Annotated in this window: 17 protein-coding genes; 10 read left to right on the top strand and 7 right to left on the bottom strand. The window is 36.5% G+C overall.

Going from position 1 to position 25,738, the window contains the following annotated elements:
• Positions 1 to 184: 184 nt before the first annotated feature.
• From dprA to ACFQ13_RS13630, 3 genes are all read left to right on the top strand, one after another.
• Complete coding sequence (gene dprA / locus ACFQ13_RS13640) at positions 185 to 1,294, top strand: DNA-processing protein DprA (RefSeq protein ID WP_386118258.1); 1,110 nt, start codon at positions 185 to 187, stop codon at positions 1,292 to 1,294.
• Between the two features lie 240 nt (positions 1,295 to 1,534).
• Positions 1,535 to 4,858 carry a T9SS type A sorting domain-containing protein gene (locus ACFQ13_RS13635; protein WP_386118257.1) on the top strand — a complete coding sequence of 1,108 codons (3,324 nt, stop codon included), beginning with the start codon at positions 1,535 to 1,537 and terminating at the stop codon, positions 4,856 to 4,858.
• A 123-nt stretch (positions 4,859 to 4,981) separates the two neighbouring features.
• Positions 4,982 to 8,173 carry a T9SS type A sorting domain-containing protein gene (locus tag ACFQ13_RS13630; protein WP_386118255.1) on the top strand — a complete coding sequence of 1,064 codons (3,192 nt, stop codon included), beginning with the start codon at positions 4,982 to 4,984 and terminating at the stop codon, positions 8,171 to 8,173.
• 96 nt (positions 8,174 to 8,269) lie between these two features.
• Here ACFQ13_RS13630 and trpS read toward each other — a convergent pair whose 3' ends face one another.
• The gene (gene trpS / locus ACFQ13_RS13625) at positions 8,270 to 9,238 is read right to left on the bottom strand and encodes a tryptophan--tRNA ligase (RefSeq protein WP_386118253.1); all 969 of its coding nucleotides are present in this window, start codon (positions 9,236 to 9,238) and stop codon (positions 8,270 to 8,272) included.
• A 189-nt stretch (positions 9,239 to 9,427) separates the two neighbouring features.
• Between trpS and ACFQ13_RS13620 the strand changes: the two genes are divergently transcribed.
• A complete protein-coding gene (locus ACFQ13_RS13620; protein ID WP_386118251.1) occupies positions 9,428 to 10,171 on the top strand; it encodes a lysophospholipid acyltransferase family protein in 744 nt (247 codons plus the stop codon).
• 74 nt (positions 10,172 to 10,245) lie between these two features.
• On the opposite strand, the gene ACFQ13_RS13615 is transcribed toward ACFQ13_RS13620, so the two are convergent.
• The 6 genes from ACFQ13_RS13615 to ACFQ13_RS13590 all read right to left on the bottom strand — a co-directional run bounded on the left by ACFQ13_RS13615 (position 10,246) and on the right by ACFQ13_RS13590 (position 17,931).
• Positions 10,246 to 11,820, bottom strand: coding sequence for a hypothetical protein (locus ACFQ13_RS13615; protein ID WP_386118250.1), 1,575 nt, complete (start codon positions 11,818 to 11,820; stop codon positions 10,246 to 10,248).
• A 3-nt stretch (positions 11,821 to 11,823) separates the two neighbouring features.
• Entirely contained in the window at positions 11,824 to 12,369 is a 546-nt protein-coding gene (locus tag ACFQ13_RS13610) for an RNA polymerase sigma factor (RefSeq protein ID WP_114308034.1), read from the bottom strand.
• A 34-nt stretch (positions 12,370 to 12,403) separates the two neighbouring features.
• On the bottom strand, positions 12,404 to 12,838 hold the full coding sequence (locus ACFQ13_RS13605) for a hypothetical protein (RefSeq protein WP_386118248.1): 435 nt from the start codon (positions 12,836 to 12,838) through the stop codon (positions 12,404 to 12,406).
• A 109-nt stretch (positions 12,839 to 12,947) separates the two neighbouring features.
• A complete protein-coding gene (gene recA, locus ACFQ13_RS13600) occupies positions 12,948 to 13,949 on the bottom strand; it encodes a recombinase RecA (RefSeq protein WP_386118246.1) in 1,002 nt (333 codons plus the stop codon).
• A gap of 246 nt (positions 13,950 to 14,195) precedes the next feature.
• Positions 14,196 to 15,503: a hypothetical protein gene (locus ACFQ13_RS13595; RefSeq protein WP_386118245.1), complete on the bottom strand. Its 1,308-nt coding sequence runs from the start codon at positions 15,501 to 15,503 to the stop codon at positions 14,196 to 14,198.
• Between the two features lie 19 nt (positions 15,504 to 15,522).
• Positions 15,523 to 17,931, bottom strand: coding sequence for a TonB-dependent receptor (locus ACFQ13_RS13590; RefSeq protein WP_386118244.1), 2,409 nt, complete (start codon positions 17,929 to 17,931; stop codon positions 15,523 to 15,525).
• 577 nt (positions 17,932 to 18,508) lie between these two features.
• Between ACFQ13_RS13590 and trhO the strand changes: the two genes are divergently transcribed.
• The 6 genes from trhO to ACFQ13_RS13560 all read left to right on the top strand — a co-directional run bounded on the left by trhO (position 18,509) and on the right by ACFQ13_RS13560 (position 25,510).
• Positions 18,509 to 19,582, top strand: coding sequence for an oxygen-dependent tRNA uridine(34) hydroxylase TrhO (gene trhO / locus ACFQ13_RS13585; protein ID WP_386118243.1), 1,074 nt, complete (start codon positions 18,509 to 18,511; stop codon positions 19,580 to 19,582).
• Positions 19,583 to 19,903: 321 nt separating this feature from the next.
• Complete coding sequence (locus tag ACFQ13_RS13580; RefSeq protein WP_114308028.1) at positions 19,904 to 21,121, top strand: PSP1 domain-containing protein; 1,218 nt, start codon at positions 19,904 to 19,906, stop codon at positions 21,119 to 21,121.
• A complete protein-coding gene (locus tag ACFQ13_RS13575; RefSeq protein WP_386118241.1) occupies positions 21,105 to 21,611 on the top strand; it encodes a gliding motility lipoprotein GldH in 507 nt (168 codons plus the stop codon). The genes ACFQ13_RS13580 and ACFQ13_RS13575 overlap by 17 nt, the downstream gene beginning before the upstream one ends.
• A gap of 2 nt (positions 21,612 to 21,613) precedes the next feature.
• Positions 21,614 to 23,971, top strand: a complete 2,358-nt coding sequence (locus ACFQ13_RS13570; RefSeq protein ID WP_386118240.1) for a penicillin-binding protein 1A — start codon at positions 21,614 to 21,616, stop codon at positions 23,969 to 23,971.
• Between the two features lie 88 nt (positions 23,972 to 24,059).
• Complete coding sequence (locus ACFQ13_RS13565) at positions 24,060 to 24,767, top strand: CoA transferase subunit A (RefSeq protein ID WP_386118238.1); 708 nt, start codon at positions 24,060 to 24,062, stop codon at positions 24,765 to 24,767.
• 89 nt (positions 24,768 to 24,856) lie between these two features.
• On the top strand, positions 24,857 to 25,510 hold the full coding sequence (locus tag ACFQ13_RS13560; RefSeq protein ID WP_386118235.1) for a CoA transferase subunit B: 654 nt from the start codon (positions 24,857 to 24,859) through the stop codon (positions 25,508 to 25,510).
• Positions 25,511 to 25,738: the final 228 nt, after the last annotated feature.

The following is a 25,738-nucleotide window of genomic DNA, read 5'->3' as shown; positions in this document are numbered from 1 at the left end:
GTGAAGTTTTAAAGCGAAGTCCCTATTGGTTTGATGCTGTTATAATATAGAGTATGTTTTTGGAGTGTGATATATGCATTGGGGATGTCCTATGTAAGGGTTATGATATTTAAGGTTATGATGTTAATAATTAAATAGTTATATTCGTTTAAGGTTGGTTTCTATTTTAAATTTTATGGACCTCATGACAGACCAAGAACTTATTTATGCTTTAGCCTTACAGCACATTCCAAAAATTGGATCTACAACCGCCAAGAAGCTTATTAAGCATTGTGGTTCTCCAGAGGCGGTCTTAAAAGAAAAGCCGTCTACCTTGCTAAAAATAGATGGCATAGGGGCCTTAACCGTTAAAGGAATTGCTGATAGTCACCATATCGGTGATGCGGAGCAGGAATTAAAATTTATAAAGCAACATAATATAGAGGTCTTATATTTTACGGAAGACCATTATCCAGAACGTCTTAAACACTGTATTGATGGTCCTATAGTATTGTTTCAGAGTGGTGCTGTTAATATTAAAAATCAACGAATTATTAGTATTGTTGGAGCGCGAAAAATTACAACCCATGGCATTGCATTTTGCGAAAAATTAGTAGAAACTTTAGCGCCATATAACCCGATTATTGTTTCAGGTTTTGCCTACGGAACGGATATTACAGCCCAAAAAGCGGCGGTAAAACACAATTTACAAACCATAGGCTGTTTGGCACATGGGCTTAATCAAATCTATCCCAAAGTGCATAAAAAATACGTCGCAGCTGTAGAAGCCCATGGCGGATTTTTCACTGATTTTTGGAGTACCGACACCTTTGATCGTAATAACTTTTTAAAACGCAATCGTATCATAGCCGGTTTAAGTGAAGCAACGCTTGTTATAGAATCCGCAGAAAAAGGAGGTAGCCTTGTTACGGCTGATATTGCTAACTCATACAACAGAGAAGTCTTTGCGGTACCGGGGCGCACAACGGATAGCCAAAGTGTGGGGTGTAATAACCTTATTAAATCGCAACAAGCCCATTTATTATCGACACCTCTAGATGTGCCTTATATGTTAAATTGGGAATTAGATGCCGACAAAAAAGCGCCGGTGCAGACCCAACTTTTTGTGACCCTTACACCTGATGAGCAAATGGTATTCGATTACCTGAAAGTTAATGATAAATCCTCTTTAGACCAGATAGCACTCGCTTGTGCGATCCCCACTTACAAGCTAGCCAGCTTGCTTTTAAACCTAGAATTAAAGGACCTTATACGACCTTTACCGGGTAAATTATTTCAATTAATTGCAAAATAACTGTTAAAATTTTATCTAAAACGGACATATTTTGTCCTTTAAAAACCACCGTTCGTGGGAGTTATGTGCGCATTTCTACACTTAAAGGGAAATTACTTACACATCAGCTAATATTTTTTGGTGAACGCCTAATCTGTACCACATTTGTAGTGTGAAACCCAAATTTACACTGAAATGATATAAGCCGAAGAACGATCTCTTATGTTAATATCAATTCAAACGACTTTAAAATTTTAACCTATGAATACAATTTTACCTACCGTTTTTTCATTCACAGCGTCAAAAAAAGTAATGACAGCAGTTTTACTTTTTGTGAGTGCCTTATCTTTTTCACAAGAAATAACAGATATTTTTCCACGACGGTTAACTACGGGAAGTGTAGTTACTATCCTTGGTACTGGATTTACTTCTACCACAGCGGGTGCGATTGATACAAATATAAATTCAACAGATGTAACTTTAGTTAGTTCAACTGAAATGACTTATACTGTAACTTCTGATTATGATGAAGGAGATGGGGGTGATATAACTACTAGGTCAATCGGTCTTGGTAATGTTGGCACTTCATTTGCTACTGGCGTTGATGGAGCCTTTGAGTTTATTGCTCCAGCAAATAAAATCTTAACAGTCTCAAGTGATTTTGGAGTGAATGAAATATACACTACTTGGGATCAGAATGGTGATGGTGTTGGATTTTGGAAATCTTCGGACTTTGATTCATCTAACTCGGTAGAAGGAAAAGCCACATGGCCTAACGATCGACACGATTTACTTGGCTTCAAAATGAATAATGGAGTTATTTATTCTACTGGGGTAGATGACGATTTACTTGAGGATGAGTTAACAGACTTAGGAGTAGATATAACAGATGCTACTCAATATGTTAGTCAAGAATTTAATGCCTATTCCTCTAGAGGAATTACTGGAAAACCACACGGTTCAAATTACTTAGCTATGGCGGATAAAGTGGATGGTGTTATTAATGGACGTGTCTTAAATAGTTCTGTTTTAGCTACGGTTTACGATGTAATTATAGATGGGGTTAATGGATTAGATTTAGGAACGGGAATTACCAATTTTAATAAAGATGCCGAAATTAAATTTTACAGTGGTAATGGTAATGTAGGGGCGCTAGATGCTATTCCAGATTTGATAATTACACAAATGGCACAACCAGGTGGCTCTAATAATCAAGATGTTTATTATTATTCCGATCCAGATGGTAATGTTGTTGGAAGGCCTGTGAAATTGGAAATCCCTTATAATGAAGATAGTATACGATTGTTTGAGTGGAGATTAGATTTATATTTAATGGATCAGTCATCTTCTGTAACTTATGAAAATGCTTATCCAACGGTTGAGTCTTTTGGTACAAAAGAGACTAGACCATTTACAATGTTAGCTTTGAAACTTCAAGATTTCGAAATCGATGCATCCAATATTGATGATGTAAATAATGTTAATATGGCTGCTGGTGGTTCTTCGGATATGGCGTTTATGGCCTATAATAAAGATGCCTTTGATATTAAGTCTCCGATTGTTACAGAGGCTCCAGTATCTAGATATTTTTGTAGATTCCCTACAACAGAAAGTATTACTTTTGATGCTTTAGGTTCTGTAGAAGGCGGTTATTCTACTCCTATAGATACACTTGAAACTATTACTTACCAATGGTTTGAGAATTTTGCGTCAGTCACTTCGAAGAGCGAAACTTTAGATTCATACACTTTTGCAGCTGGTTTAACTGAAACTGATGTTGAAAACAAAATTTATAAGGTAAGAGTTGAAAATGATTATGGATCTGTAGATATTCCTTTTACAATCACAAAAGGTGGTACGCCTACCTATTGGGACGGATCAAATTGGGTAATGGCTCCAGTGTACGATGGGATTAGTATAAAATCAGAAGATAAAAGTTTAATTTTTTCAAATGATTACAACGAGTCTGATGATTTATTTGGTTGTGATTGTACTGTGTCTTCGGGTAAAAATGTTGTTATTCCTCAAGATTCAAAAATAATACTTGTTAATGAATTAACTGTTGAAGATGAAATACCTGAATTTACAGATGAAGAAGAATACACTTCTCCTTATGTTGCAGCAGGAACATTCACTCTAGAAGATGATGCTAGCCTAGTACAAATTAATGATGTAGAAAATAGTGGAGAGATTATCGTAAAAAGAACCGTTGAAGGGGCGACTTTACATGCTAATGATTTTGTGTATTGGTCTTCTCCTGTAGAGAGTGCTAATTTATCTTCGATGCCGGGTACTTCCAAATATCAATGGGATGTCGATGGAGCCAATTCAGTTTCTGGTACTGTTGGAAACTGGACGAGTGCCACGGATATAATGGAGATAGGAAGAGGTTATATTGCAAGAGTACCCTCTGCTATAGATTATACTGCGGTATTTACAGGTACGCCTAATAATGGTGATATTGATATTGAGGTTAAGAAAACACCAACATCAGGATCTACTGGTATGGATTCTGGAGATAAACATTGGAACCTAATTGGGAGTCCGTATCCATCAGCTATAGATCCAGCAAAATTATTGATCAATAATACTAATTTGGAAGGTGCCGTTTATGTATGGACACATAGTGACCCGATTTCTGCTTCAGCTTCAAGTCCATTTTATGACAATTTTGGTCTTAATTACTCTGACCAGTATGTCGCTTACAACGGAACCGGAGCGTCTAGAGCAACCAATGAAGGTGAAAACTATATTGCTTCAGGACAAGGGTTCTTTGTGAAAGTCTTAAATGATGCTGATGACACATCTAATGTAACTTTTACTAATGCCATGCGTCACAACGATGCAGAAGAGGCATATGATAATGATCAGTTTTATAGAAGCTCCTCTACAGAAGCTGGCATAACAACTGAAAAGCAATTGTTGTGGTTAAGCTTAGCCAACGAAAATGATAGTGCAATTAGTACTTTAATTGGGTATGTAGAAGGAGCTACAGAAGGAAAAGATAGAGTTTATGATGCACAGACTAATAATGGCGGATTTAATATTTATTCTTTAACCTCTGAAGATGATAATTTAGTGATACAAGGACTTCCTTTACCATTCATAGATTACAACACCGTACCATTAGGTTACGAGGTGTCTGCAAGTGGAATCTATAGAATTGCTATTGCTGATGTAAAAGGAAGTGTTTTTGAAGAACAAGAACAAGATATTTACGTAGAAGATACCTATACAGGAGTAGTTCATGACCTAAGAGCCTCTACTTACGCTTTTACATCTGAATCGGGTGCGTTTAATGATCGTTTTATCTTAAGATACACACCACCGGTTACACTTTCTGTTGATGAAATTGCTGCCGATACAACCTTTGCGTTTATTAACAACGCGACTTTAAATGTTAAATCTTCTGATGGTATTACAGCTATTGAAGTTTATGATATGAATGGTAAGAAGGTTGTGAACTATACCTTAAGAGGTTCAGAAAATACATTTAATACTAACTTTAACTTTGCAAGAGGTGTTTATGTTGCTTCTATTACTCTAGATAATGGTAGTGTAGTCACTAAAAAGTTAATGAACTAGAATAGTCTATTTAAGCACCCCTTCGCTTAAATACAAGAGCTTTTAAAATACTGAAAAACGAAACTAAGCTTTAACCATACTAAAGGGCGTAGTCACCTACGCCCTTTTCTTAAATCTTTTACTATGAATCAAAAAACTACTTTTTTTCTAGGACATGTTCATAAATGGACTGTAATAATGTTTTTAATAGTTGTTTCAAATAGCTTATTTGCACAGGTTTCAGTTTCAGAGGCTTTTCCAAGTCGTATTACAACGAATTCTGAAATTAGGGTATTAGGAACAAATTTTACTGAAAGCACAACGGTAAGTATTGCGGGCATTAACAATAGTGGTATTACCTTGCTTAGCTCTACGGAACTGATTTTTACAATTACCCATACGGGTTCTGTAGATAAAACGGGAGAACTTGTCGTTGATGGGACTTCTACAGGCATTGTAATAAATTACATTAGTCCAACATCAAAAGCATTGAAAAACGGGGAAACTAGTAATGTTACTAAAATCACAGAGATCTTTACAACTTATAACGGGTTTTGGAGATCATCAGATTGGAAAGCCGATCCTGAAAATAACAACTTAAAACCGAATACGAGTCATGATTTGTTAGCCTTTACCTATAATGGGGTAACGTATTCTACAGGTGTTAATGATCAATTGCTTACCGATAACGGTGTAAGCTTTAGCACGCAATTGTTCTTCGCCTATACAACCAATGGAGTTGATGGGGTTACACATGGTAACAACTATTTAGCGATGGCAGATATGATTGATGGTGAAGTTGGAGAGGGTACTGCAATTACGTCTCCAAATATTTCTGGAACCACAGTTTACGATGCCATTATTGATGGTGTTAATGGCTTAGATCTTGGAACAGGGGTGACCAATTTTAATGCTACCGCCGATGTAGAATTTTTTAGTAGTGGAGGACAATTAGGAGCTTTAGATGATGATGTGCCAGATTTTTTAATCTCACAAATTGCATCTGCAGGAAGTACAGATGTCTATTATTATACGGATTCTGAACATAATGTTGTGGGCCGACCAATAAAATTAACCATTTCAGAAGAAAGTGATAATCAAGGAGATGCTTTGCTTGCACGTTGGCGTTTAGACTTATATAACTTTTTATCGGGTATTAACTTCGGAATTGCTACACCAACCGATAGGGCTTTTAGTAATAATGAGGAAAGACCTTTACGTATGGCGGCATTCAAATTTGAGGATTTTGAAATCAATGCCACAAACATTTCTGAGATTAATAATATCAATATGGTAGCCGGTGGAACAGCAGATTTGGCCTTTTTGGCCTACAATAGAGGATCTTTTGATATTAAAACCCCAGTGTTTACGGAGTATCCTGTATCACAGTTTGTGTGTAATTTACCGAGTACATCAACAATTACGTTTTCAGGGGTTGCTGAAGTCTCTGGAAATGCTACGGGTGCTCCTGAAGAAACATTATCTTACCAATGGTATAAATATAATACGGCTATTGCCGGAGCGACAACAACTAGTTATACCGTTCCAGGACCTTTAGACGAAAACAGTTTAGGAAGCTACAAATTAAAGGCTACCAATAGTTTTGGATCTGTAATTGTACCCGTTAGTTTATCTATTGGAGGAACTCCTGTATATTGGAACGGAACGGATTGGCAATTGCCTTTAGTTTATCAAAATGCTGGTGTGGTGGTAAATCCTCAAGATCGAGGTTTGGTTTTTTCATCAGATTATAATGAAGCTGGAGATTTAGAAGGATGCGATTGTTTAGTGCCTTCAGGTAGTGAAGTTACCATAGCATCGGGTTCAACGTTGAAATTATACGGTGCCGTAACGGTAGAGTCTGGAGGAACCTTAACATTAAGTGATAGTGCAAGTTTAATTCAAACTAAAGAGGTGACGAGTAATGAAAATAGTGGCGCTATAATTGTGAATCGTGAGGTGAGTGATTTAGATGACACGGATTTTATTATGTGGTCTTCACCGGTGGCTGATTTTGATGTTGCTAATGTAACCCCATCAGAAACAGCTCAAGCTTTTAGTTGGGGTGTTAATACCGCAAATACTAATGGTGTAGCTGGCTCATGGGAGTCTGCAATTGGGGCTATGCAAACTGCAACAGGATATGCTGTTGAGGTGCCTTCAGAAGTGGCGTCAACCGGATTTACAGCGAGCTTTAATGGGACACCAAATAATGGTGATGTGGCAATTGACGTGTATAAATCGGTTGGTGCAAATTTACCAAGTGCAGAACAAAAACATAGAAATCTTATTGGGAATCCTTATCCGTCTGGACTTAGCATTGACCAATTATTATTAGACAACACCCTTATAGAGGGGAACATAAAGTTATGGGCTAATAATATGGATATGCCTAATACTGAAACGCCTTTATCAAGTGCCGCTTATCAAGCTTTAGCTTATAATTATGGTCAACAATATGTAAGTTACAACTTTACAGGAGCTAATCCTCCTGCAAGTGCCAATGGTTATGTGGGGGCTGGACAAGGATTTTTTGTTCAAGTAGATGATAATGCCTCTGAAGGAGCAGTAACCTTTACAAATGAAATGCGTTATGATGAAGATGAAATCGCTTATGATAATACCCAGTTTTATAGACCAAACGTAACTGTAAATAGTACGCAAGATTTAGAGAAACATTTAGTATGGTTAAGTCTTATTGATGCTAATAATGCTTCGGCAAGTACCTTGGTGGGTTATGTAGATGGCGCAACTTTAGCTAAAGATAGACTTTTTGATGCTTACGCTGATGAAGAGGAATTAGCCATATATTCTATGCTGAATGACGAAGCAATGGTTATTCAAGGTCGTCCTTTACCTTTTGATGTTGATGATGTGGTGCCTTTAGGCGTACACTTGCCTGAAACAGGATCGTATACAATTGCTATTGGCGATTTAGAAGGATCGGTATTTGTAAATGCTGCACAAGGCATTTATTTAGAAGATACTTTATTGGGTACTGGAGTCGATTTAAGAACTACACCATATACTTTTACAGGAGAACAAGGTGAAATTACCGGAAGGTTTAATCTTTTATATCAAAATATACTTTCTGTTGATGATCATTTAGAGACAGATACCTTTGCTTTTGTTAAAGGAAACGTATTAAATGTACAATCTGGCGCAGCTATAAAAGCGATTCAGGTTTATGATATCAATGGAAGACAGGTGGTGTCTTATGAGTTTAATGGCCAATCTAATAGTATTTCTGAAGACTTTCAGTTTTCAAAAGGGGTTTATGTGGCTTCTATTACTTTAGAAGGTCATACCGTAGTGTCTAAGAAAATTATAAATTAAGGTTGAGGAACCATAAGCCCAACTGTTAAATAAAAAAGACCACTATTATGATAGTGGTCTTTTTTTATTTCAAATGCTTTTAAAAGGAGGTTAAAACTAGTATCCAACCTTTTCTCGCACACGCTCAAGTACGGCGTCTGCAACGAGTTTTGCTTTTTCTGCACCTTTAGCTAAAGCAGCATCGACTTCTTCTAAGTGATCCATATAATAGTGGTAACGTTCTCTTTGTTCTGCAAAACGTTCTATCACTAATTCATATAAGGCTTGTTTAGCATGTCCATAGCCGTAATTTCCACCTTCGTAGTTTGCTTTCATTTCTGCAATTTGAGCTTCTGAAGCGAGTAAACTGAAGATTGCAAAGCAATTACATGTAGACCAATCCTTAGGCTCTTCAAGAGGCGTGCTATCTGTTTCAATAGACATTATTTTTTTACGTAACTTTTTGTCCGGTAAAAAGATATTGATAAAATTACCACGGCTTTTACTCATTTTTTCTCCATCAGTACCTGGGATAAGCATACCGTTTTCCTGTATTTTGCCTTCAGGTAGAACAAAAGTTTCTCCCATTTTAGCATGAAAACGAGAGGCTACATCTCGGGTCATTTCAATATGTTGTAACTGGTCTTTTCCTACCGGAATAATTTCAGCATCATATAATAAGATATCTGCAGCCATTAACATAGGGTAGGTAAATAAACCAGAGTTAACATCTTCTAAACGGTCTGCTTTATCCTTAAAGCCATGCGCTAAGGTTAAACGTTGGTAAGGGAAAAAACAGCTTAAGTACCATGAGAGTTCTGTAACCTGTGGAATATCACTTTGTCTGTAAAATACTGTTTTTTCAATATCTAAGCCAAAGGCAAGCCAAGTCGCAGCAACAGAATATGTATGGTTTCTTAATTCTTCAGCATCTTTAATTTGGGTTAGTGTATGCAAATTCGCAATAAATAAATACGAATCGTTTTTAGCATCATTTGCCATTTCTATTGCTGGTAAAATAGCCCCTAGAATGTTTCCTAAATGTGGGGTTCCTGTACTTTGTACGCCTGTTAATATTCTTGCCATAATAATGCCTGCAAAAGCAGGGATCTCTTTAATTGTTCCTTGATCTCAATCCAATTCAAATTACATTTGGGTATTGAATTTAAGGAGGAATCTTTTTTAATTAAACTTCTATTGGTAATATAAAACAAAGGTAAATTTTTTAGCAGAACTATAAGTAGGCATTTAATTTAATTAACTAGTTTTGGTGCTATGGCATTTTTGAAATATCCATTATGGCTTTTATACCGGATTTGGTTCTACATTTTAGTAGCCATACCGATTATTGTACTGTTTCCGCTGTTGATCATTTCTATTTCTAGAGAACAGTGGTACCCTTATTTTTTTAAATTAGCACGAATCTGGTCTAAGTTTATATTAATAGGCATGGGCTTTGGCTATAAAATTAAGAGGGCAGAAGTGCCTGATCCTAACAAGAGCTATATGTTTGTAGCTAACCATACCTCCATGGCAGATATAATGCTAATGCTTGTGGCCGTAAAAAATCCATTTGTTTTTGTTGGTAAACAAGAATTGGCAAAAATTCCATTGTTCGGATTTTTCTATAAGCGCACCTGTATTTTAGTGGATAGAAGAAGTGCTAAAAGTAGACAGGCCGTATTTTTAAGAGCGCAACGCCGTTTAAAGCAAGGCTTAAGTATTTGTATTTTTCCTGAAGGTGGTGTGCCTGAAGAGCATATTTTATTAGATGAATTTAAAGATGGTGCTTTCCGCTTGGCTATTAACCATCAAATTCCAATTGTACCGCTTACATTCTACGATAATAAAAAACGCTTTTCGTATACCTTTTTCAGTGGAAGCCCTGGAAAAATGCGTGCGAAAATCCATAAGTTTATACCTACTGAAGGCTTAACAACAGCCGATACTAAAACGTTAAATAAAACGACTAGAACCTTAATTTTAGAGGCTTTAAGTGCTAAGACTTTAAAAAAGTAAAGCTACCCTAACCAAGAGTAGCTTTTGTCACCATTGCTATACATAACTCTTATGTTGCAATAATTTAAGTCAACCTAAAACTTATATCGTAATCCGGTGTACACTCCAATAAAGAAGGGTTTAAAATTACCGGTAGTATTATTAAAAGTGTTTAATTGGTATTTAAAAGTGGGTTCTAGGTTAAGAAGCCACTGTTTAGATAAACTATAATCTACACCAAAACCTAAGTTGGCACTAAAACTGGTGTCGTTAATGTTATTGGCTTCTCCGATGAGTTCAGAACTACCATTAACATCGGCATATATTTCATTATTACTTAATAAAAGTGTACTAAAACCTCCTATAAGATTAATTCCAAATTTACGGTCTAAAAGACGGTATTCTAAAGCTACGGGAATTTCTATAAAACCAAAGCGTTGGTCTATATCACCCGCCACGGTATTGGTTAATAGTTCTGGTACTGTAGATCGATTCATTAGGCTAGAACTCACTAAAGAAACATGCTCTTCAGCATTATTAAAGCTAATATTGGTAAACGAGCCTTCAATACCTCTAGAAGCCGTTTCTGTACCTGAAAAGGCATAAACATCATTTGTGGTTTGGTTCAGGTTAACACGGTTAATACCCGCTCTAATTTTTAATTTAGGACCAACAGCGTAACTTGCAGCAATACCATAACTCATATTTACATCAGCACTTTTGCCATTTTGATTAAATTGGTTGTCTAATGATGATCCTTCTCCTAAAGAGTTAAAATATACTGGGGCAACATTAGGTGCAATACTCCACTTGGTCTGTTCTGATTCTTCATCGTCTTTATCTGTGGCTTCTTCTAAAGCCGCAATAGCGGAAGCGATAGCATTGTCTTCAGTGGTTTCAGTAAGGTCATTTTCGGCAACTGTAGTTGTGGCCTTGTTGGCTTCTGAATCCGTTTTAGAAATTGCATTATTCTGAGTAGAACTTGAGGTGCTCTGTTGTGCAATTTGGTTGTTTTGTGCTTTAGTAGCTTCTTTTATGGTCGATTTTTGCTTTACATCTGAGCTGAACTCCGTAGAATTTTTAGAGTTCGAAGGTTGATGAGCATTCGTGCCATTTGCCTTATCCGCTTTTGAAGCTTTTGGATTTGTGGTTTGCCTGTTTTGGGTAGATTGGTTCCCCGTTTCTGTCTGCGCCAATGCCGTATTTACAGCTTTGGAAGCATTAGTGTTTAGAGGATCGTTCTTAATAGAAGATTCTTTAGTCGTTTTAGAAGTTTCGTCGTTGGTTAGCGTATCGCTAGTGTCGCTAGAAGTATCCGTATTTGTGTCTGCAATTTTCTCTTTATTGAAGGCTTCAGCTTCAGGAATCTCTAGCTTATTTGTGTCTTGTGTTTTAGAAGGTTGTTGAGCCTCTGAATTTTCTGTATTTACCAAAGGAACCTCTGGCTTAAAACTTTCATTGGTATCAAAAAAGGAAATACCTGCGGTTAACAGTAGAGCAATGAGAGCTGCTACACCACCAATTTGCCACCATAGGGCTATGACGCGACGTTTTTTCTTTTTCTTTGGAAGACTTTCGTTAATGCGTTCCCAAACGGCATCGTTGGGTGCCATTTCAAAATCTTTAAACTTTTCCTGAAAAAGTCTGTCTATGTTTTTTTTATCGTTCATGATCTAAATACTCTGCGAATTTGGAGTCGCATTGTAAGCTTCAATTTTATCTTTTAAAATCATTCGGGCCCGTGCAAGATTGGATTTTGATGTTCCGGTTGAAATTTTTATTAGTTTACTAATCTCAACATGCGAGTAGCCATCTAAGACATACAGGTTAAAGATTAGGCGGTACCTGTCGGGTAATTCTTGAATAATTTTTAATAAGAAATCAAGGCTTACATTTTCATTATTAATATCTAAAGTGACGTCTTCAATACGATCTTCATTGACAATATCATAAACGCCAACATCTTCTCTATAGCGTTGTAAGGCTGTATTTATTGTAATACGCTTAAGCCAGCCTTCAAAAGAACCTTTATGATTGTATTGCCCTATTTTATCAAAGATAGTAATAAAGGCATCATGCAGGTTGTCTTCTGCTTCAGCATAGTGTTTTGAGTACTTGAGACAAAGCGAAAATAATTTACTTGCATACTGCTTGTATAATTGGCTTTGAGCTTGAGCATCACTCTTCTTACAATTTTCTATGAGTTGTTCTAAACTCACATGTGTTTGAAATTAGTTAATAATTGACTTTTACTTAATCTTCTAAAATAGATCTTGAATCTATGACAGGCACTTCAACCAAATGAAACTGATCTACACCATCTTCATCTTTTCCTTGGTAAAATTTAAAGAGATAGGTTTCGTTGCCCGTAACATTGAAATCAAAACTTACGGTAACCAATTCTGGTTCTTCTACACAGGCATCACTAAGGTAGACGTTGTTTTCTATAGCAACGGTTCTTTCGTTGCCTTCAATACTGTAATAAAAGTCTCTAAATAAATAACAAGAGCTAGGTTGTGTGTAAGTCATTGCAATCTCATAGGTTTCACCATAAATAAAATATTCTGGAACCTCAACAGATTCAATAGGCATAAACTCAACGGAATATTGGGTGTTATCGTTGTCCTCAATACTACACGAGGTGAGTGTTGCTATAAAAACTAAAAATAGAAAGGCGTATTTTTTCATATATAATCATCATCAATTACACTAGGTAGATGAGAGAAAGTTAAAAGGGTTGCGTCTATAAACAAAAAAAATCCTGAGATTATCAGGATTTTTTTCATTTAATATATTACTAGGCTTCGTTAATTAACGTGCGCACTTTTTCTTCAAGTTCATCCATTAAATCTGGATTGTCTTTAATGATCATTTTAACGGCATCACGACCTTGTCCAAGTTTGGTATCGCCATAGCTAAACCAAGAACCACTTTTCTTAACAATATCGTGTTCTACAGCAAGGTCTAAGACTTCACCTACTTTAGAAACCCCTTGGCCATACATAATATCAAACTCCGCAAGTCTAAATGGTGGTGCAACTTTGTTTTTTACCACTTTTACACGGGTTTTGTTACCCATTACATTACCATCACTATCTTTAATTTGCGTTGAGCGTCTAATATCTAAACGTACAGAAGCATAGAATTTTAAGGCGTTACCACCAGTTGTAGTTTCTGGGTTACCGAACATCACTCCAATTTTTTCACGTAATTGGTTAATGAAAATTACAGTACAGTTTGTTTTGCTAATAGAAGAGGTTAATTTTCTAAGCGCTTGTGACATTAAACGTGCATGTAAGCCCATTTTAGAGTCTCCCATTTCACCTTCAATCTCACTTTTAGGTGTTAGAGCCGCAACAGAATCGACAACAACAATATCAATTGCCCCTGATCTAATTAGATTATCAGCAATTTCTAAAGCTTGCTCTCCATTATCGGGTTGAGATATAATTAGATTATCAATATCAACGTTTAGTTTTTCAGCATAAAAACGGTCAAAAGCATGCTCAGCATCAATAAATGCAGCGATACCACCAGATTTTTGAGCCTCTGCAATAGCGTGAAGCGTTAAGGTTGTTTTACCTGATGATTCTGGACCATATATTTCAATGACACGTCCTCTTGGATAACCACCAACGCCTAAGGCGATGTCTAACCCTAACGATCCAGAAGATATGGCATCTACATCTACCACAGCTTGATCGCTCATTTTCATTACTGTTCCTTTTCCGTAAGCTTTATCTAACTTGTCTAAAGTTAATTTTAAAGCTTTTAATTTGGCATCTTTTTCGCTACTCATATTTCTTTTTTCTAGAATTCTTCATTTAATAATTATTCAAAAATACCACTTATTTTAATTAATAACATTCCTCGTTTCAAATTACTACAAATGCAAGGTGGCATTTTAGGCCTTTTTTAAAAGATGAAAGCTTGTGGTGTTAAAACTCAAAGAGAAAGACTAAAAAAAGCCAGAACACTAAAAGGTTCTGGCTTTAGACTTATAAATCAATTTCGCTTTTAATAAGCTTAGAGATTCAAATTATTTTTAAAATAAACCAATGTAAGATGCATCTGTTGTCCCAGTTTGTAAGGTGGCTCCGGTCGTGTAGCCATCTGCACTTGTAGAACTTGGATCAAAAATATACACTTTTCCTTCACCTCCTAAAGAGGCTAAAGCCATGTATAATTTTCCATCAATAACACTTGCCCATTGGTATTGACGTAACCATAAGTCTAAAGGTATATTCATAGTTACGGCAGTTTTATTGTAAATATCTACACGTACAACATCCCAATTAGAACTTTCGCTGTCTCCTTCGTCTGTGTTTAAAACAGGAACATATCCAATACCATTACCAACGTAAAACCATCCTGTATTGGCTTCAGCATTATGTCCTAAAAGCGCTTGGATATCAAATTTACCATAAGCTTCATCATAGGCACCATTGCTAATTTTCATTATAGATACATCACCTGAAGTTACTAATTGGTAAGTGTCACCAATTTCGTCTTTATGAGCTACAGGAGTTCTATAACCGTTAGTAGAGCCTTGTGCTAAAGTTGAGCTAATAATAGTTTCGTTTTCTAAAGAAGGGTAGTCTACCACTAAAGTTTCAACGTGGTCGTAAACCATATCGCCATTTTCACCGGTTAAGGCATCGTAGAAACTCTTGGCAACACCATAATATAGTTTACCATCTGTAATTACAGGGGCATCGATACGGAAAGTGTAAATTCCGGCGTTAGATTCTGCTTCATTGTATGGGTATTCAAAAGAATTGTTTTCTACAACGGTCATTGAGCTTAACTCTACACGCGCTAAGGTTACGGTAGCCACAGTTTTAATATATGGAGACGTTTCATCTTCTGGATCTTCGTAAATATGTTCTGTGGTAACGTTATGGATCATGGCGTAGTTATCGTCAATCTTTGTCCAACGTGGGTATGCTGTTCCCATTACAGCTTGTACATCTGTGGTAAGCTGTAAGTTGTACGTTTGTCCGCCAATGAAATCGTATTTAGCAATATCACCACCACCATAATTTAAGTTGTATACCGTTTCTCCGTCATTAGAAGTGTATAATCTTGCGGTACGTGTTGATGGAATTTCCTGTCCATAACCGTTAAAGGTGAAGGTTTTATTAGGATCATTTAGTTCTTCTACAGTGGCACCTTGCGCATAAGTTTCAGATTCTCCCGTTGGACTAGAGCCAATCACTAAGTGGTAAGGTCTGTAGTCTGAAGTTTCTGAAGACGTTGCACTAGCTGTGTCATCTTCACTACAAGAAAAAGTACTTAATGATAAGGCTGATAAACAAGCGATACTTAAAATGGATCTGAAATTAATTTTCATAATGTATTGAGTTGAATGATTATAAAATTGAAAAAGTTAGTTTTCCGTAAAAGCCTCTTCCTGGTTTTTGAAGGGCATAATTGTCGAATAATTGATTGTCTAAAATATTTTTAACATCGAAACTTAGCGAGACCTTATTTTTCGGGAAGGTGTAAGCAAATCCGGCATCAAAAGAAACCTGACTTGGGATTACCGTTTTCCCAGAACCTCCTAAAACGCTACTTCCTCTAAAAAATTCGTGAACATAAAGTAGGTTGGTGTAGGTGCTGAATCTTGAGCCTTTCTGAATAAAATTTTGCGTTTCATATTTCGCATTATAATTCATCGTAAAATAAGGTGTATTGGCCAGTCTCTCGTAAGTAGGTGTTATAGGATTTCCGTCAACGTCGTAGGTTACATTGTAATCTCGGGCGTTAAAAAAGGAGGTGTTGGCACTAAAAAATAAGGCGTCATTGTAATTATAACTTAAGGTGAAATCAAAACCTTCAGTATAGATTTTTCCGATATTAGAATTTTCAAAAAACTCTTCGTTACTGCCTGTTGGGAGTTGCATAATTAAATCTTCAGTATCTCTAATAAAGACATTAGATGAAATACCAAAACTGTGTTTTTTAAAGCGAATATTGTCGTAACTAAACCCTAAGTTATAGTTGTTACTGTGCTCGGGTTTCAGATTTATAGAGGCATTTAAATTATCGGCAACGTTTCCAAAAACTTCATCGGCATCTGGTAAGCGAAGGGCTTTTTCTGCCGACCCAAATACGGTAAGCTGTGGAGTAATGGAGTAGGATATGGAGCCTCCAAACCCAAGATCGTGAGAAGAAATGTTATTTTCATCTATAGAGATCGTGGCCTCCGAGGTATTAGAGTCTCGCGTTCTTAATTTAGAAGTTCTATGAAGGTAGTAGGATTTAGCGAAAATAGAGGTTCTTAATTTTTCATCGAAAGCCTTATTTTCAAAAGATAAGGACAGTATAGATTTTAAATACTCTCTTGTTTCTTTAAGTGCATTTTCTGCGGCAGGAAGCATAGGGTCATCAGAATCTCGAGAAAACGTATTTAATAGATGATTTAACTGTAATGTATTATTGTCGTTAAGATGATAAGCAAGATTGGTACGTGTATTAATAGTTTGGTCTATATCTTCTTGTAAGGTAGGGTCCCCGGCTTCTGCTCCTGAGGCCCATACATCGGGATCGTTATAATAACTGGTTGGGTATCCTAACCAACTGTATTGTGTGGCAATGGTATCTATTGTTTTTCTTTTTAGTCGTGAGTAAGAGGCAAAGGCACTAACATCTAAATTTTTTGCGAGGTTTGTTTTCGCATAATCTAAGCTGAACATTCTAGTGGTCTGCTCTGTAAAACGGTTTCCGTATACAATTTCCATTGTGGCCCCGGTTTGAATCTGTTTATCCATATTAGAGATAAGAACAGCACCCAATAATTTGTCGGCCCAAGACACATGGGTGTAACCAAATTCAGCTCTAGCTCCTTGAGAGCGGTAGCGGTCATGAAAACGTTTTGCTCTAATATAAACATCGGGTGTGCCTGCGGAAAGTGCCACAGCAACTTGATCTCCCCAAACTTCATAGTCGTTATCCGCATAATTGATAAAGGCAGATCCTCTTGCGGTAAATCCATTTTTATTATTTCGGTAGCCTCCGTTAACATCGGCTCTGTAAGTCCCAAAGGATCCCGCGGAAATTGAAGCTTTTAATTCATTCTTTGTAATTCCATTTAAAACCACATTAATGGCGCCACCCATAGCATCATCAGATAAATGCGGTGGAACTACACCTTTATAAACTTCTATTCGTTTAATTAAAGAAGGAGGGATGCTGTTTAAAGAAAATGAAGGTCCGAAATTGAGAATAGGAACCCCATCAATAAAGACTTTTACAGAGTTTCCCGTCATTCCATTAAGGTTATAATGCACATGAGATCCTAATCCACCAGATTGGCGTACCCTAACACCGGCAGTTTGGTCTAATAATTCATTAACTTGTATAGATTGTATGGCGGCTTCTTTGGTTTCTATAACACTAACGGCAAAGCCCTTTTCTTCAATTTTTTGTTGTTCCGTTTTAGATCTTACAAAAACTTCATCTAAAGCGGCCACTTCTAAAGTTACATTGACTTCCTTGTCTTTAGCATCTAACTGTACGTTTACAGTTTTAGGTAAGTCGTTTACAGAGTAAAAGGTGATGCTGTAAGTACCATAAGGCAGGTTCTTAAAATTATAAGCGCCGTTAATGTTGGCGTTCGTTTCCTTTTCAATATCCATTCCTTTTAGCGCTATAAAAGTAGCCACTGCAGGTTCGTTAGAATTGTACTTTACTTTTCCATAAAAATTACCTTCTTGTCCAAAGGCGATTACGCTGGTAAGTAGAAAAACATAGATAACAGATAGTTTGAATCGGAACACGTGAGAATTTTTGACAAAAATATCCTTATTTATATTTATTCCAAATAAAAATAGTGTTTTTTTAGAATGATAATTCTTGAGTGTGGATTCAGGGTTGAGTAAAGTCTAGGTTCTTGTTTTTAAAGGGATTTTATGGCATTAATAGGGTCTAATTTTATTTTTAAGATTTGTTATTGAAAGACAAATATTTGTAGGTAAAGAAGTAGAAGGGAGATCTGTAGATTAAGATAAAACTTAATTTTTTTCAATTTTAGTACGCAACCCTTTTACAATTTTTACATCTACTAAATGAAAAAGGAAAAAATTGCTATGATTATCTTAATGTTGAAAGGTCGAAATGTTAGCGTCTTCTTTTCAACGCGCCTGAAAAATTAGGTGTTTCAATTGCTGTTGAAGCCTCAGCGATTGTGAAGCCGGTATAGATTAATTTTTTTAGTTTTAAGTTAGTAAGTTAATCTTAAAAGCACTCTGACAAAATCGGAGTGCTTTTTTTATGCTTCTATAAGTTGTTTTCGTTAAAAGTGATACCTTTGCAGCTTATAATTATTTATTCTTTAACCTTAAAAATTAGTATAGCATGCAACTGTACAATAACTTAAGTGCTAAAGAAAGAGCTGAACTTATTGAACAAGCGGGAAAAGAACGCTTAACCATCTCTTTCTACAAGTACGCCAAAATCAACAACACCGAAATTTTTAGAAACCATCTATTTATAGCTTGGGACGCTTTAGACGTTTTAGGCCGAATTTATGTGGCCACCGAAGGTATTAATGCACAACTTTCTGTACCTGCTGAAAATTTTAACGCCTTTAAAGCACATTTAGATACCATTTCATTTTTAGAAAATGTAAGATTAAACATTGCTATTGAGCATGATAATTTTGCCTTTTTAAAGTTGAAAGTAAAAGTGCGTAAAAAGATTGTTGCCGATGGTTTAAACGATCAATCCTTCGATGTCACTAATAAAGGTGTACATGTTAATGCTGAAAAGTTTAATGAACTTATAGAAGACCCTAATACGGTCTTGGTGGATATGCGTAACCACTACGAAAGTGAAATAGGACATTTTAAAAACGCCATCACTCCAGATGTTGATACCTTTAGAGAATCTTTAGATTTAATTGAAGAAGACCTAAGAGCGCATAAAGAAGATAAGAAATTAGTGATGTATTGTACCGGTGGAATTCGATGTGAAAAAGCCAGTGCTTATTACAAACACAAAGGGTTTAAAAACGTATTTCAGTTAGAAGGTGGTATTATCAATTACGTAAGACAGATTGAAGCCCAAGGCTTAGAAAATAAATTTTTAGGTAAAAACTTTGTTTTCGATCAACGTCGATCAGAACGTATTAGTGATGATGTTATTGCGCATTGTCACCAGTGTGGAGAGCCTGCAGATTTACATACCAACTGTGCTAATGAAGCCTGCCATTTATTGTTTATTCAGTGTGATTCTTGTAAAGAAAAGATGGAAAACTGCTGTTCTACAAACTGTATGGAGATAAACCGATTGCCGCACGAGGAGCAAAAAGCGCTGCGTAAAGGTCAAGGCAATAGTAATGATATATTTAAAAAAGGGAGAGCCGATCATTTGCCTTATAAAAAAGATTTAAGAAACATTTTTGAGACTTTAAAAACTGATAAAGTCTAAAGAACCTCAAGTTTTATAAACTGATTAGCCTGCATAACAAAACCGTTATGTGGGCTTTTTTTATCCGAAATAATTTGGCGCGTTAAGTCCTATTATTCTGAAGCTATTGAATTTCATTTGTAGCTAAAACCCTTCATGATTTTATCCGAAAACAACATCGTATTTAAAAAAATAGTGCTCGTAAAGTCTTACAAAGCCCTCTCGTTGAGCATTAACAAAGGAGACTTTAGTTAACTCAGGAAATAATCTTATCTTTACTCATTAATTATTTACGAATCCGCTATCTAATCGTATTGAGATTAGATTTAATATATAAATTTTATGGCTTGTAACAGTTGCTCAACTGGTAAAGATGGCCAACCAAAAGGATGCAAAAACAACGGAACTTGTGGCACGGATAGCTGCAATAAATTGACGGTTTTTGATTGGTTAGCTAATATGTCACTTCCTAACGGACAACAGCCTTTTATTGGGGTTGAGGTGCGTTTTAAAAACGGCAGAAAACAATATTATAAAAATACAGAAAATCTTACATTAAGCATTGGCGATATCGTGGCCACCCAAGCAAAATCGGGACATGATATTGGTATGGTCACCCTAACTGGGGAGTTGGTACGCATACAAATGAAACGTAAGAAAGTGAGAATTGACGACTCTGAAAACGTTCTAAAAATATACCGAAAAGCTAGCCAAAAAGATATTGATATTTGGTCTGAAGCGAGAGATCGTGAGGAGCCTATGAAAGTAAAGGCCCGCCAGTTTGCTATAGATCTTAACCTTAAAATGAAAATCTCTGATATCGAATTTCAGGGAGATGCAAGTAAGGCAACATTTTATTATACAGCAGAAGAACGCGTCGATTTTAGAGAACTAATCAAGGTTTTTGCACGTGAGTTTAGAACGCGTATAGAAATGAAACAAGTTGGTTTTAGACAAGAAGCCGCAAGGCTTGGTGGTATTGGTTCTTGTGGTAGAGAACTGTGCTGTTCTACATGGTTAACCGATTTTAGATCGGTAAGCACGTCTGCGGCACGTTATCAACAATTATCCTTAAATCCTTTAAAATTAGCAGGACAATGTGGGAAACTAAAATGTTGTCTTAATTACGAGTTAGACGCCTATTTAGATGCGCTTAAGGCTTTTCCTAAAAATGATGTGAAGCTGTACACGGAGAAAGGAACTGCCGTATGCCAGAAAACCGATATTTTTAAAGGCTTAATGTGGTATGCTTATGAAGGTGAATGGATGAATTGGCATATCATTACTACGCAACAAGCCAATGAAATTATAGAGAAAAATAAGAAAAGAGAGAAAGTTGCGAGTTTAGAAATGTATGCGGTTGACCATATTCAAGACACTAAAACGGAATTTGAGAACGTTGTAGGTCAAGATAGTTTAACACGTTTCGATAATCCAAAATCGAAAAAGAAACGTAAAAACAATAGGAATAACCGAAATAACAATAAAAACAAATCTCGTAACCGAAACCGTAATCAAAATTCTAATGCAAAGTCAAAGCCAAATGCTAAGAAAAATTAGTGGCCTAATTCTTATCGTCCTTTGTTGTTTTTTTAGTGTGAGTTGCGACTCTAATGCGGTGTTTGATACCTATAAATCGGTGCCTAAAGAATGGCACAAAGATTCTATAGCGCGTTTTGAGTTTACGGCTCCAGATACCACTAACAATTACAATCTTTTTGTAAATCTTAGAAATACGGATGCTTATAAGTTTAGTAATTTGTTCTTAATTGTAGAGCTCAATTATCCGCATGGTAAAACCGTAGCAGATACCTTAGAGTATAAAATGGCGGCGCCTAACGGTGAACTTTTAGGTACCGGATTTTCAGATGTAAAAGAAAATAAACTTTGGTTTAGAGGGTATAAAACACCTTTCAAATTTAACGAAGAAGGCAACTACACGGTGAATATTCAGCATGCCATGAGAAAAAATGGTACAGTTAATGGTGTAGAGCGTTTAAAGGGAATTACAGATATAGGTTTTAGAGTAGAAAAAGCTCAAAAAGAGTAAATATGGCAAAAAAGAAAACAGTAAAATCTCCTAAAGGAACAGAAGATTTTTCAAAATATGTACGTTGGTTTTGGATTCTATTTTTAAGTGGAATTGCCTCAGTAGTACTATTATTTTTATTCGCATCATGGGGCGCACTTGGTGAAATGCCCGACCATACCAAATTAGAAAATCCTGAAACGAATCTGGCAACAGAAATTATCTCTTCAGATGATAAAACTTTAGGGAAGTTCTATTTCAACGATAACAGAACCCCTGTGGGTTTTGAAGATTTACCAAAAAATATTGTAGATGCGCTGATTTCTACAGAAGATGTCCGTTATTTTGACCACTCGGGTATTGATGCGCGTGGTACGCTTCGTGCTATTTTTAAACTTGGTAAAGGTGGTGGTGCCAGTACCATTTCGCAGCAATTAGCTAAAAACCTGTTTACCAAACAAGTCTCTAGAAATATCATAGAACGTTTGTCTCAAAAAGTAAGAGAATGGATTATTGCCATCCGTTTAGAACGTCAGTACACCAAAGAAGAAATTATAGCTCAGTATCTTAATATTGTAGATTTTAATAACAATGCCGATGGGATCCGTAGTGCGGCGCGAATTTATTTTGCCAAAGAACCTAAGGACCTAGATATTAAGGAATCTGCAATGATCGTTGGGATGTTAAAGAATCCTTCACTCTACAATCCACGTTCTCATAAAAATCCTGTAGGAACACGAAATCGAAGAAACGTGGTATTGGCACAAATGGCCAAATACGAAAGGCTATCTGAAGATGTAAAAGATTCACTTCAAGAAACCGAGTTAGATCTTAATTATTCGCCAGAATCGCACCGTGAAGGGATAGCCACTTACTTTAGAGAATACCTAAGAGGTTTTATGAAAGATTGGGCTAAAGATGAAGCCAATAGAAAACCTGATGGGAGTAAATATGATTTGTATACCGATGGTCTTAAAATTTATACGACTATTGACTCGCGTATGCAAAAATATGCTGAAGAGGCCGTTGGGCAACATATGCCAAGGTTACAAGCTGAATTTGATAATCAAAACACACCCGAACGAAATAAAACAGCACCGTTTTTAGACTTGAGTAAATCTGAGGTCGATAAATTATTGAACGATGCCATGAGACGTGGAGAGCGTTGGAGAATTTTAAGAAATCAAGGGAAATCTGAAAAGGAAATCCGTGCATCTTTCCATGAGCCTACAGAAATGCGTGTGTTTAAATGGGTTAATGGTGAAGCTAGTGAAGTAGATACCATTATGAAACCTATCGATTCTATGCGTTATTATAAATCCTTTTTACGTCCAGGTATGATGTCTATGGATCCACTTACAGGACACGTAAAAGCGTGGGTTGGAGGTATGAATTACAAGCATTTTCAGTACGATATGGTGAAGCAAGGTAAACGTCAGGTAGGATCTACCTTTAAACCTTTTGTTTATGCGACCGCTATAGATCAGCTACAATTATCCCCTTGTGATTACTTTCCAAGAACACAAATTACCATTGCTGCTAATAAATTTGGAAATCCAGAACCTTGGACTACAAAAAACTCTGATGGTAACTATTCAGGAGAACAAACCCTTAAAGACGCTTTAGCAAGTTCTACCAATACGGTTACAGCAAGGCTTATGAATGAAATTGGGCCTCAGCCTGTTGTTGAGATGGCTAAGAAATTAGGGGTAGAGCAAGACATTTTACCTGTTCCGGCAATTGCTCTAGGAACTGCAGATATTAGCGTTTACGAAATGGTAGCTGCTTATTCTACCTTTGCAAATAAAGGGGTGTATAACAAGCCGGTTATGGTCACGCGTATTGAAGATAAGAACGGAACCATATTATACCAATTTGCTCCTGAAAGTAAAGATGTTTTGAGTGAAGAAGTCGCTTATGTCACTGTGAATCTTATGGAAGGGGTTACCCAAGCAGGTTCTGGTAGACGTTTAAGACATGATTCTGATTACTTAAAGAATACGGCAATGTATAAAGAGGTGATGACGGGTTATCCTTATAAACTTACCAATCCAATTGCAGGAAAAACGGGAACAACCCAAAATCAAAGTGATGGTTGGTTTATGGGAATGGTGCCTAATTTAGTGACTGGAGTTTGGGTTGGTGCAGAAGATAGAGCAGCACACTTTAGAAGTATTACTTACGGACAAGGTGCTTCTATGGCGCTTCCTATTTGGGGACTTTATATGAAAGCCTGTTATGCCGATGAAACCTTAAATGTTTCTACTGCAGATTTCGAAAAACCTGTAGATCTTTCTATCAATATTGATTGTGAAGCTGTAGATGAAGGGGATCTCGTTGGTGATGATAATTCAGACGATGAGGTCGATTTTGATTTCTAGACGTTTAAGCGCTACACCCATTTTTTATAGTTTTAATTATTAATTTGAGGCTGATTTTTGTATTTTTCAGAAGCAAAAATTTGTACTGATGATTAATAAAAAAGTAGACACTATTTCTGAAGCCTTAAATGGGGTCCGTGATGATATGACTTTTATGTTTGGTGGCTTTGGCCTTTCTGGGATTCCAGAAAATGCCATTGCTCAACTTGTAAAACTAAATGTAAAAGGTCTAACCTGTATCTCTAATAATGCAGGGGTGGATGATTTTGGTTTGGGCTTGTTGTTACAACAGAAACAGATCAAAAAAATGATCTCTTCTTATGTTGGCGAAAACGATGAGTTTGAACGCCAAATGTTATCGGGAGAATTAGATGTTGAATTAATTCCACAAGGCACCTTAGCCGAACGTTGTAGAGCTTCACAAGCCGGATTTCCAGCAATATTTACACCTGCAGGTTACGGAACAGAAGTTGCCGAAGGTAAAGAAGTACGAGAATTTGACGGTAAAATGTATGTCTTAGAACATGCATTTAAGGCAGATTTTGCCTTTATCAAAGCATGGAAAGGTGATGCGGCCGGAAATCTTATCTTTAAAGGTACCGCCAGAAATTTTAATCCTAATATGTGTGGTGCGGCTAAAGTTACCGTTGTGGAGGTGGAAGAATTAGTTCCTGTGGGCAGCTTAGATCCTAATCAAATTCATATTCCAGGAATATTTGTACAACGTATTTTTCAAGGAACCAATTATGAAAAGCGTATAGAACAACGCACCGTAAGACCAAAACCAGAGGTTTAAAAGGGGTATAAGCTCTAAACGAAGAGCGACGTATAAAGTTGTAATAGTAATAAAATAGACGCCTGCCTTGGCGGGAAAGACTCAATAATATGTTAGACAAAAACGGAATCGCAAAGCGTATAGCAAAAGAAGTTAAAGACGGGTATTACGTAAACTTAGGAATTGGTATTCCTACACTCGTTGCAAATTTTGTGAGAGATGATATTGAAGTAGAATTTCAAAGCGAAAATGGCGTACTTGGTATGGGACCTTTTCCGTTTGAAGGGGAAGAAGATGCAGATATCATTAATGCCGGAAAGCAAACTATTACCACCTTACCAGGAGCTTCCTTTTTCGATTCTGCAACCAGTTTTGCAATGATTAGAGGTCAACATGTAGACTTAACCATTCTTGGCGCTATGGAAGTCTCAGAACAAGGCGATATTGCCAATTGGAAAATTCCAGGTAAAATGGTTAAAGGTATGGGGGGCGCCATGGATTTAGTGGCCAGTGCCGAAAATATTATTGTAGCCATGATGCACACTAACAGAGCAGGGGCATCTAAATTATTAAAGTCTTGCTCCTTGCCATTAACAGGTGTGGGTTGTGTTAAAACTATTGTGACTAATATGGCCGTTTTAGAAGTGACGCCTAAGGGATTTCAATTGTTAGAGCGCGCTCCAGGGGTTTCTGTTGAAGCCATCCAAGCGGCTACGGAAGGAACCTTAATTGTAGACGGTGATATTCCTGAAATGCAACTGTAGAACGAAAAGAATAAAGTATAAAGGCTGCTAATTTTAGCGGCTTTTTTTAGATCTAAAATTTAAGCAATTTTCTATAAATGTTAAAATTTTGTGCTTTTTGTCGATTTATAATGTATTTAGACTGACTTATTGAAAAAATGTGTCATATTGCAGTACCTAAACAGATTAAATTAAATCCTACTAAGTGTCATAAACTAGATTTCCTTTTTGCCCCAAACCTATATTGAA

The sequence above is a fragment of the Winogradskyella rapida genome, from assembly GCF_042675845.1.
Taxonomy (GTDB): Bacteria; Bacteroidota; Bacteroidia; order Flavobacteriales; family Flavobacteriaceae; genus Winogradskyella; species Winogradskyella rapida.
This window is presented reverse-complemented; position numbering and strand designations above follow the sequence as displayed.

Excerpts from the sequence above, each read along its gene's own strand:
- dprA (WP_386118258.1), top strand. The coding sequence starts at position 185 with ATGACAGACCAAGAACTTATTTATGCTTTAGCCTTACAGCACATTCCA.
- ACFQ13_RS13635 (WP_386118257.1), top strand. The coding sequence starts at position 1,535 with ATGAATACAATTTTACCTACCGTTTTTTCATTCACAGCGTCAAAAAAA.
- ACFQ13_RS13630 (WP_386118255.1), top strand. The coding sequence starts at position 4,982 with ATGAATCAAAAAACTACTTTTTTTCTAGGACATGTTCATAAATGGACT.
- trpS (WP_386118253.1), bottom strand. The coding sequence starts at position 9,238 with ATGGCAAGAATATTAACAGGCGTACAAAGTACAGGAACCCCACATTTA.
- ACFQ13_RS13620 (WP_386118251.1), top strand. The coding sequence starts at position 9,428 with ATGGCATTTTTGAAATATCCATTATGGCTTTTATACCGGATTTGGTTC.
- ACFQ13_RS13615 (WP_386118250.1), bottom strand. The coding sequence starts at position 11,820 with ATGAACGATAAAAAAAACATAGACAGACTTTTTCAGGAAAAGTTTAAA.
- ACFQ13_RS13605 (WP_386118248.1), bottom strand. The coding sequence starts at position 12,838 with ATGAAAAAATACGCCTTTCTATTTTTAGTTTTTATAGCAACACTCACC.
- recA (WP_386118246.1), bottom strand. The coding sequence starts at position 13,949 with ATGAGTAGCGAAAAAGATGCCAAATTAAAAGCTTTAAAATTAACTTTA.
- ACFQ13_RS13595 (WP_386118245.1), bottom strand. The coding sequence starts at position 15,503 with ATGAAAATTAATTTCAGATCCATTTTAAGTATCGCTTGTTTATCAGCC.
- trhO (WP_386118243.1), top strand. The coding sequence starts at position 18,509 with ATGCAACTGTACAATAACTTAAGTGCTAAAGAAAGAGCTGAACTTATT.
- ACFQ13_RS13580 (WP_114308028.1), top strand. The coding sequence starts at position 19,904 with ATGGCTTGTAACAGTTGCTCAACTGGTAAAGATGGCCAACCAAAAGGA.
- ACFQ13_RS13575 (WP_386118241.1), top strand. The coding sequence starts at position 21,105 with ATGCTAAGAAAAATTAGTGGCCTAATTCTTATCGTCCTTTGTTGTTTT.
- ACFQ13_RS13570 (WP_386118240.1), top strand. The coding sequence starts at position 21,614 with ATGGCAAAAAAGAAAACAGTAAAATCTCCTAAAGGAACAGAAGATTTT.
- ACFQ13_RS13565 (WP_386118238.1), top strand. The coding sequence starts at position 24,060 with ATGATTAATAAAAAAGTAGACACTATTTCTGAAGCCTTAAATGGGGTC.
- ACFQ13_RS13560 (WP_386118235.1), top strand. The coding sequence starts at position 24,857 with ATGTTAGACAAAAACGGAATCGCAAAGCGTATAGCAAAAGAAGTTAAA.